At 63.8% G+C, this 8847-nt stretch carries 7 protein-coding genes and 1 tRNA gene; 5 read left to right on the plus strand and 3 right to left on the minus strand.

Annotated elements, in window-relative coordinates; translation table 11 throughout:
* Positions 1–10 precede the first annotated feature (10 nt).
* Positions 11–1186: a 1-deoxy-D-xylulose-5-phosphate reductoisomerase gene (gene dxr, locus AC1Q6Z_RS33375; RefSeq protein ID WP_492650501.1), complete on the minus strand. Its 1176-nt coding sequence runs from the start codon at positions 1184–1186 to the stop codon at positions 11–13.
* Between the two features lie 190 nt (positions 1187–1376).
* Here dxr and AC1Q6Z_RS33380 point away from each other — a divergent pair, with 190 nt between their 5' ends.
* The 3 genes from AC1Q6Z_RS33380 to AC1Q6Z_RS33390 all read left to right on the plus strand — a co-directional run bounded on the left by AC1Q6Z_RS33380 (position 1377) and on the right by AC1Q6Z_RS33390 (position 4880).
* A complete protein-coding gene (locus AC1Q6Z_RS33380) occupies positions 1377–2093 on the plus strand; it encodes an META domain-containing protein (RefSeq protein WP_435269195.1) in 717 nt (238 codons plus the stop codon).
* Positions 2094–2180: 87 nt separating this feature from the next.
* A complete protein-coding gene (locus tag AC1Q6Z_RS33385) occupies positions 2181–2561 on the plus strand; it encodes a CAP-Gly domain protein (protein WP_492650502.1) in 381 nt (126 codons plus the stop codon).
* Between the two features lie 306 nt (positions 2562–2867).
* The gene (locus AC1Q6Z_RS33390) at positions 2868–4880 is read left to right on the plus strand and encodes a calcium-binding protein (RefSeq protein WP_492650503.1); all 2013 of its coding nucleotides are present in this window, start codon (positions 2868–2870) and stop codon (positions 4878–4880) included.
* 28 nt (positions 4881–4908) lie between these two features.
* Here the strand turns inward: AC1Q6Z_RS33390 and AC1Q6Z_RS33395 are convergent.
* Positions 4909–4985, minus strand: a tRNA-Arg gene (locus AC1Q6Z_RS33395).
* Between the two features lie 46 nt (positions 4986–5031).
* Positions 5032–6192 (minus strand): M20 aminoacylase family protein, encoded by a 1161-nt coding sequence (locus AC1Q6Z_RS33400; protein ID WP_435269197.1) that lies wholly within the window; start codon positions 6190–6192, stop codon positions 5032–5034.
* A gap of 131 nt (positions 6193–6323) precedes the next feature.
* Between AC1Q6Z_RS33400 and AC1Q6Z_RS33405 the strand changes: the two genes are divergently transcribed.
* On the plus strand, positions 6324–7436 hold the full coding sequence (locus tag AC1Q6Z_RS33405; protein ID WP_439618898.1) for a D-alanyl-D-alanine carboxypeptidase family protein: 1113 nt from the start codon (positions 6324–6326) through the stop codon (positions 7434–7436).
* Positions 7437–7464: 28 nt separating this feature from the next.
* The gene (locus AC1Q6Z_RS33410) at positions 7465–8631 is read left to right on the plus strand and encodes a CobW family GTP-binding protein (RefSeq protein WP_492650504.1); all 1167 of its coding nucleotides are present in this window, start codon (positions 7465–7467) and stop codon (positions 8629–8631) included.
* Positions 8632–8847: the final 216 nt, after the last annotated feature.

Below are 8847 nucleotides of genomic sequence, written 5' to 3' on the forward strand. Positions count from 1 at the left end.
TAAGCGAGACCTATCCGATGAGCCCGGCGGCCACCCGCCGGGCTTCTTCGTCTGCGGCGAAGACGTCGTCCATCGACGTGGCCTGCGGCAGATGGCTGAGCCTGTCCATCACCTGCTCGGCAATATCGGCCATTTCCAGAAACCCGATGCGCCCGCCGACGAAAGCATGAAACGCCACCTCCTCGGCAGCATTCATCACGCCCCCCTGCAAACCGCCGCGCTCCAGCGCCGTGCGAGCAAGCCTGAGCGCCGGGAAGCGCACCTCGTCCGGCGCCTCGAAATCGAGCCGCGAGAGCTTTGCGAAATCCAGCCGGTCGACATTGAGCGCCGAGCGCTGCGGATAGGTCAGCGCATAACCGATCGCCGTGCGCATGTCGGGCGAACCGAGCTGCGCCAGCACCGAGCCGTCGACATAACCGACCATGGAATGGATGATCGACTGCGGATGCACCACGACTTCGATCTGGTCCGGCCGCACATCGAAGAGATGTTTCGCCTCGATCATCTCCAGCGCCTTGTTGAACATCGAGGCGCTGCCGATCGAGATTTTCAGCCCCATCGACCAGTTCGGGTGGGCGCGGGCGATATCCGCCGTCACGCCCGCCATCTGCTCCCGGCTCCAGGTGCGGAACGGCCCGCCGGAGGCCGTCAGTACGATGCGCTCGACGGCATGGCGCTGGTCGTCCTCCAGGGCCTGGAAGATCGCGCTGTGCTCGCTGTCGACGGGAATGAGCCGCCCGCCGCCCTCGGCGACCGCCTGGACGAACAGGTCGCCGGCCGAGACGAGGCATTCCTTGTTGGCGAGCGCGATATCCGCGCCGCGCTTTGCCGCCGCCAGCGTCGGTGCCAGGCCCGCGTTGCCGACGATCGCTGCCATCACCCAATCCGCATCGCCCGAAGCCGCGTCCATCAGCGCCTCACGCCCCGCGGCGGCCTCGATGCCGCTGCCGGAAAGCGCATTCTTCAGGTCCGCATAACGGCCCTCATCCGCGGTCACGACCAGCCGCGCGCCGCAATCCTTCGCCTGCGCGGCGAGCAGGTCCACATTGCCGTTGCCGGTCAGCGCCACGACCTCGTAGCGTTCACGCCCGCCGAGCTGGCGCACGACGTCGAGCGTGCTGGTGCCGATGGAACCTGTGGAGCCGAGAATGGTGATGCGGCGTTTCTGCCGCTGGTCAGGAGCCATAGTGAATTCCGCGTTTTTCTTGTTTTCTACAAATGGCTCTACAGGCGAAAGACGCCTGCAACAAGTCATCGAAATGCTGTAAAGCGAAGGCTTGGTTCGTCTTGTGGAACCCGCGGCTTGACCTTTTCGCCCGGTCGGCCATAACGTCCCGGCAAAGCGGTCTTCCGCCCTGACGCGATTGGAGAAATCTGTGCACCGACGCCTGAGAGTATGGACCCTCGCCTGCCTCGCCTTTCTGGCGGCAGTTCCGGCCTATGCCGACGAGCCGGTCCCGGGTGGTCTCGGCGGCACCTGGCTTGCCGAGGATATCGGCGGCAACGGCGTGATCGACGATTTGCAGACGACGCTGGAGATCAAGCCGGACGGCAATTACGGCGGCAATGGCGGCTGCAACACCTATCGCGGCAAGCTGAAGGTGCAGAACGGCAACATCGCCTTCGCCCCCGCCGCCGCGACGCGCAAGATGTGCGCGCCCGCCATCATGGACCAGGAACAGAAGTTCTTCGACGCGCTCGGCACAGTCACCTCGTGGAAGCTCGAAAACGGCATCCTGCACTTGACCGGCAAGGAAGGCGCCCCGCCGATCCGGCTTGCCGCGCTCAAGAACAACACCGACATCGTCATCCGCCTTCCGGGGCCGGAACAGAACGTGGCGCGCGAGACGCTGAACTACCAGTGTGACGCCGACCAGCGCGTCGTCGTCGAATATATCAATGTCGGCTCCAATTCGCTCGCGGTCCTGCGGATCGCCGAAGAGACGGTCATCGCCGCCAATGTCATGGCCGCCTCCGGCGCCAAATATGCCGGCGGCCGCTACGAGTGGTGGACCAAGGGTGACGAGGCGACGCTCTACGACCTGACCAGGGGCGAGAACGCGCCGGGCGTCACCTGCAAGAAGACCGGCTGAGCCGGCGCGACGTCTTAGTCTTTACGCAATTCCGAACGCAAAACCGCTTCACACTTTTGCTGGAATTGCTCTGAGAAGGAACACCGCATGCCCACGTTCCAGGTCGGACAGAAGGTCGTCTGCATCAACGATCGCTTCAAGAACGTCTCGATCGACCAGGGCATCCGCAAGGGCCAGATCTACACCGTGCGCTGGGCCGGCCACTACCGCCACTATGTCGACGGCGACTTCTACGGCATCAAGCTAATGGAGCTCTACCGCGGCAAGGACGACGGCCCGGAAGGCTACGGCGCCGATGACATGCCCTTCCGCGCCACCCGCTTCCGCCCGCTCGTCAGCGACCGCATCCGCAACATGCTCGGCATCAAGGCCCCCACGCCAAAGGTCGTCGCCAAACCCTCCCTCGTCCCCACCATCCGCCCCAAGCCCCGCGTGGTGACCCCGGAGCGCGAAAAGGAAGACGTTTGACAGTGCGCGCAGGGCAGCACAACGGAGGCCCGATGCGCTCCGTCACTATCATCCTGACCCTCACCTTGCTCGCCGCCTGCACGACCGACCGCCCCGCAAACTGCGTCGTCACGCCAACGAACCTCGTCGAGTGCAACGCGAAATGAAGGCTTGGCGGCGTCTCAAAAAATGAGCGCAGTTGATCGCCGATTTGTGTATTACTCTTTCCCTGAATAGGGGTCGGCAATTTGCCGTCAGAGGGTTCCTCCGCAGCGCTTTCACGCGAAACAGAGGGCCGAGAACTGCACGAGGGGCTGGGGCGGTTTCATGGCACTGATCATGGGCGAAATTTCGCTTGTCAACACGCAGGTGGATGACGTGGAGCTCGAGTCATCCGTTACCGGCCTAAGCGATGGCGGTTGGGTGGTGACTTGGATCGCGTACGATCTGGCGGGCACGCATAGCGAAGTCCTGCAACAGGCCTTCAATGCAAATGGAACCCGCAGAGGCGTTGAAACGCGCATAGATGCCCTGTCAGCCGATCTGGAACTCTCTCCATCCTTGACTGCGCTCGCCGATGGTGGATGGGTCGTGAGCTTTTCGACCTTTGACGGCACGACGGAACAGGTCCTCCAGCAGCGGTTTGACGCCACTGGCAACACGGTCGGACCTCTGGCGGACATCAGTCCGGGACTCGTGGGCGACGACGAATACGAACAAAGCACCACCGCCCTGCCGGACGGCGGTTGGATAGTCACCTGGACATTGGAGACATCGGGCGGCGACACGAGCATCTACCAGCAGCGCTTCGATCTGAATGGCGTCTCCACCGGGCTGACACAGCTTTCCAGCAGCACCGGCGACCTTATCAGTGTCCAGCCAAGCGTGGCGACGCTTGCCGATGGCGGCTGGGTGACCGTGTGGACCATCTACGACTTTTTCAACGATTCATTCGAATTGCACATTCGCACCTTTGACGCGGACGGCACGCCGAGAGACTCGGAAACGCTGACCAGCGCGAATTACGACGACTACGGCATACTCGACCCGATCGTCACCACTCTGGCGGACGGCGGCTGGGTGGTAACCTGGGCGTCCGAATACCAGGATGGGGACAGTCTGGGCATCTATCAACAGGCCTTCAACGCCGACGGTTCGATGCGAGGCGTTGAAAGCCGGGTCAACACCACGACATTCGACGCACAAGCCCTGCAGACTGCGGCGTCCCTTCCCGGCGGCGGCTGGGTGGTTGCCTGGGCTGATATCTCCGGCGCGATCTTCCAGCAAGTGTTCGATCGATTGGGAAGGCCCGTGGGCCGGGAAACCCTGGTAAGCGGTGCCGACTTTGCCTTGGGATATCCTTCCATCGCCGTTCTTGACGATGGCAGCTGGGTCATCAGCTGGTCGGGCAACAGCGCTGAAGACGATATCGGCATATTTCAGCGCAAGTTTACGCTTGAGACCGTGACGCGCCCCCTTGATCCGCCAACGACAAAGGGCACGGACGGCGCCGACCAGCTTTTCGGCACCAATGGCCGCGACATCGTCGATGGCGGAAAAGGCGACGACACCATTTTCGCGCGCGGCGGTAACGACACCGTTTTCGGCGGGCAAGACGACGACACGATCGGCGGCGGCGATGGGAACGACGATCTCCAGGGCGGAGACGGCAAGGACGCACTCTTTGGGGGCAAAGGCAACGACACGCTGCTCGGAGGCGCCGGCGAAGACAAGCTCTATGGCGGGGACGGTAACGACAGCCTGAACGGCGGAGACGGCGACGACCAGGTCTATGGCGGCAAGGGTTCCGACACCCTCTTCGGCGGCAAGGGCCACGATACGATGGGCGGCGGAGACGGCGCCGATACGCTGCGCGGCGAAGCGGGCAACGATACGCTCTACGGCGGTGCCGGGAACGATCGCCTGGAGGGTGGCGCGGGAGCGGACACGCTGTTCGGCGGCCTCGGCGCCGACATCCTTGCCGGCGGCGCGGGCCGCGATGTCCTGACCGGCGGCAAAGGCGCGGACGTGTTCCTGTTCACCGCCAGGGGCGATTCCGGCGCCGATGCCAGAACCCGCGACACGATCACGGATTTCAGCCAGAAGGGCGGCGACAAGATCGACCTCAGCAAGATCGGCATCGACGACGGCAGCGGGGCAACCCCGTTCTTCAAATTCCTCGGCCAGGGCGATTTCACCGGCAAGGCCGGCGAACTGCGCTATGAAATCGCCGACGGCAAGACGACGGTTTTCAGCGACATCGACGGCGACGGAACCGCCGACTTCTCCATCCTCCTTGACGGAAAGATCAATCTCAAGGCGACCGACTTCATCCTCTGACGGCGTTCTGGATCATCTTTGGAAGAAATGGTGATCCCGGCGCGATTCGAACGCGCGACCCCCAGATTAGGAATCTGGTGCTCTATCCTGCTGAGCTACGGGACCACTGACTGCACCCATACAAAAGCCGGGCCTTTTAGCCAAGTGGTTTTCAGGCGGAAAGCCGGCTTTCGGCGAGCTTGACCCAATAGGTTACCCCATGCGGGATGGCGTCGTCGTTGAAGTCGTAGGCCGGGTGGTGCAGGCCGGCGGTGTCGCCGTTGCCGATGAAGATGAAGGCGCCGGGGCGGGATAGCAGCATGTAGGAAAAATCCTCGCCGCCCATCATCGGGTTGAGCGCCGGGTCGACCGCAGCCTCGCCTGCAATGTCGCGCGCCACAGCGACGGCATGACCGGTCTCGTCCGGATGGTTGACCGTGACAGGATAGTTGCGGTGGTAGCCGACGGTGATCTCCGCGCCGTGCGCCGCGGCAAGGCCGCCGCAGATCTGGCGGATGCGGGCTTCCGCTTCCTCGCGCATCTTGGGGTCCAGCGTGCGCACCGTGCCGGCGAGCTGTGCCTGCTCGGGAATGACATTGTGCGCAAAGCCGGCATTGAACTTGGTGACGGAGACGACGAGCGAGGCGATCGGATCGGCGACGCGCGAGACGATCGTCTGGAGCGCGCCCACCACCTGCGAACCGATGACGATGGGGTCGACCGTCTTGTGCGGCAGCGCGGCATGGCCGCCGCGGCCCTTGACCGTGATGGTGAATTCGTCGGTCGCCGCCATGATCGCGCCAGGCCGCGTGCCGAAGGAGCCGACCGGCATGCCCGGAAGATTGTGCATGCCGTAGACCTCGGCAATGCCGAAACGCTCCATCATGCCGTCCTTGACCATCTCGTTGCCGCCGCCGCCGCCTTCTTCGGCCGGCTGGAAGATGACTGCGACATTGCCGGAGAAATTGCGCGTCTCCGCCAGATACTTTGCCGCGCCGAGCAGCATGGCGGTGTGGCCGTCATGCCCGCAGGCATGCATCTTGCCCCTTGTGGTGGACGCCCAGGGCTTGCCGGTCGCCTCCTCGATCGGCAACGCATCCATGTCGGCGCGAAGCCCGATCGTGCGTCCCTCGCCCTTGCCGCGGATGAGTCCGACGACGCCGGTGCGGCCGATGCCGGTCACGATTTCGTCAACGCCGAACGAACGCAGCTTCTCGGCGACGAAGGCCGCCGTCTTCTCCACCGCGAAGAGAATTTCCGGCTCCTTGTGGATGTGGCGGCGCCATTCAGCGATTTCGTCCTGCATTTCTGCGGCGCGGTTGAGAATGGGCATGCGATCATCCTGTTTTGTTCGGCCGGAAAATTGGCCATCTCTACTCGATGGCTTTGCCATCACGGTGCCATATAGGTTAAATAGGGCGACGGTTCGAGACAACTCCCGATTTCGAGGACAGACCCTTGCAGATGAACGGACGAACGACGCGCCGGAGCGCACGGCTTTTGGGCTCCAGCCTGCTGCTCGCAGCTTCCCTTCTGGCAACCACCGCCGCGGCCAACCCGCGCATGCTGGTGGACGTCAACACGCTGAAAGTCATCGAGCACGAGGACGCCTTCCAGCGCTGGTATCCCGCCTCCCTCACCAAGCTGATGACGGCCTACACGGTCTTCCGCGCCATCAAGGCCGGAGAGGTGACGCTGGAAAGCACGGTCACAATGACCAAGAACGCCGCCGCCGAACCGCCGAGCAAGATGTATTACAAGCCCGGCCAGAAGATGACGCTCGACAGCGCACTGAAGATCATCCTCGTCAAGTCGGCCAACGATGTTGCCGTGGCGATCGGCGAATCGGTCGGCGGCTCGGAACAGGGTTTCGTCGCCCGCATGAACGCGGAAGCCGCGCGCATCGGTATGAGCTCCTCGCATTTCATCAATCCGCACGGCCTGCCCGGCAAGGGCCAGTACACCACGGCGCGCGACCTCGCCGTGCTCGCGGTGACGCTGAAGCGCGAATTCCCGCAATATGCCTCCTATTTCGCGCTGGAGGGCTTTACCACCGGCAAGAAACAATATCCGAACTTCAACATGCTGATCGGCCGCTTCGATGGCGCTGACGGCATGAAGACCGGCTTCATCTGCGCCTCGGGCTTCAACCAGGTGTCCTCCGCCACCCGCAACGGCCGCAGCGTCGTTTCCGTCGTGCTCGGCTCCGACAGCCTTGGCGCACGCGCCGATATTTCGGCCGGCATGCTGGAGAAGGGGCTGACGATGCGGGCCGGCAACGTGCCGACGCTCGGCCAGCTTCGTCCCTATGGCGAGACGCGCGACACCGTGGCCGACATTTCCGAGGACATCTGCTCGAAGCACGCCGCCAAGGTGCGCAGCGAAGGCCGCGACGAGGCGGGCCGGCAGAAGCTGGTCTCGCCCTATATTCATGAGCTGGACCGGCCGCTGAGGCTCGTCTATGCCGGGCTCATCGGCGGCGGCGCGACGAAGCCGGCCGGCAACGAGCAGGTCGCCGTCGGCGACATGGGCGACATCGCCAATGTGCCGATCCCCATCCCGCGGCCGACCTACTGACAGGCAAATTCACGAACAGGACAAGACCATGACCCTCGCTGAGCGGCGCGTGCCGGTTTCCGTGCTGACCGGATTTCTGGGTGCGGGCAAGACGACCCTGCTCAATCGCCTCCTGAAGGACCCGACGCTCACCGACACCGCCGTCATCATCAACGAGTTCGGCGAGGTGGGCATCGATCACCTGCTGGTCGAGCAGTCGAGCGACGGCGTCATCGAGCTGTCCGACGGGTGCCTGTGCTGCACGATCCGCGGCGAACTGGTCGATACGCTGGCCGACCTGATGGACCGCATGCAGACGGGCAAGATCCAACCGCTGAAGCGCGTGGTGATCGAAACCACCGGGCTGGCCGATCCTGCACCGGTGCTGCAATCGGTCATGGGCAATCCCGTACTCAGCCAGTCCTTCAGCCTCGACGGCGTGATCACCGTTATCGATGCCGTCAACGGCCTCTCGACGCTTGCCAACCATCCGGAGGCCGTCAAGCAGATCGCCGTCGCCGACCGCATCCTGATCAGCAAGATCTCGATAGCCGACGCCGCGGCCGTGGACGCCGTGAAGCAGGAGATCGCCGCGCTCAATCCGCGTGCGATCGTGTCCGACGTCGATACGCCCGGCCTCGTCGGTCCGGCTCTGCTCGCCAACGGCCTCTATGACCCCGGCAGCAAGATCCCGGATGTCCGGCGCTGGCTGCATGAGGAGGCGCACGATCATCACCACCATGACCATGACCACGATCATGGGCACGACCACCACCATCACGGGCATCACCATCACCACGGGCACGGCCACCAGCACGCCCATGACGTGACGCGTCATGACGCCACGATCCGCTCCTTCAGCATCGTGCATGATCGCCCGGTCGACCCGATGGCGCTGGAAATGTTCATCGACCTTCTGCGCTCCGCCCATGGCGAAAAGCTGCTGCGCATGAAGGGCATCGTGCTGATGTCCACCAGTCCCGAGCGCCCGCTGGTGCTGCAAGGCGTGCAGAGCGTCTTCCATCCGCCGGAGCGGCTCGCCGCCTGGCCGGACCCGGACGACCGACGCACCCGTCTGGTGCTGATCACCAAGGACCTGCCGGAAGCCTTCGTGCGCGACCTCTTCGACGCCTTCACCGGCACCCCAAGCATCGACCGCCCGGACCGTGCGGCGCTCTCCGACAATCCGCTGGCGATACCGGGTCTGCGGCTTTAAAGCCTGCGCGCGTTTTACCCCCTCTGCCCTACCGGGCATCTCCCCCTCAAGGGGTGAGATTGGATGAGGCGCCGTCTCGCCCTTTACGCACGCTGCTGCTTGAGAGGTGTTCCCACCACTTGCCGATCTCCCCCCTTGAGGGGGGAGTGTTCATGTTGGACTCGCGAGGCGTTTTCTTGCGAGGAAGATGTCGAGTGTGATCTGGAGCATTTCGAG

This window comes from Shinella sp. GW835-FHT14H05 (assembly GCF_058793575.1).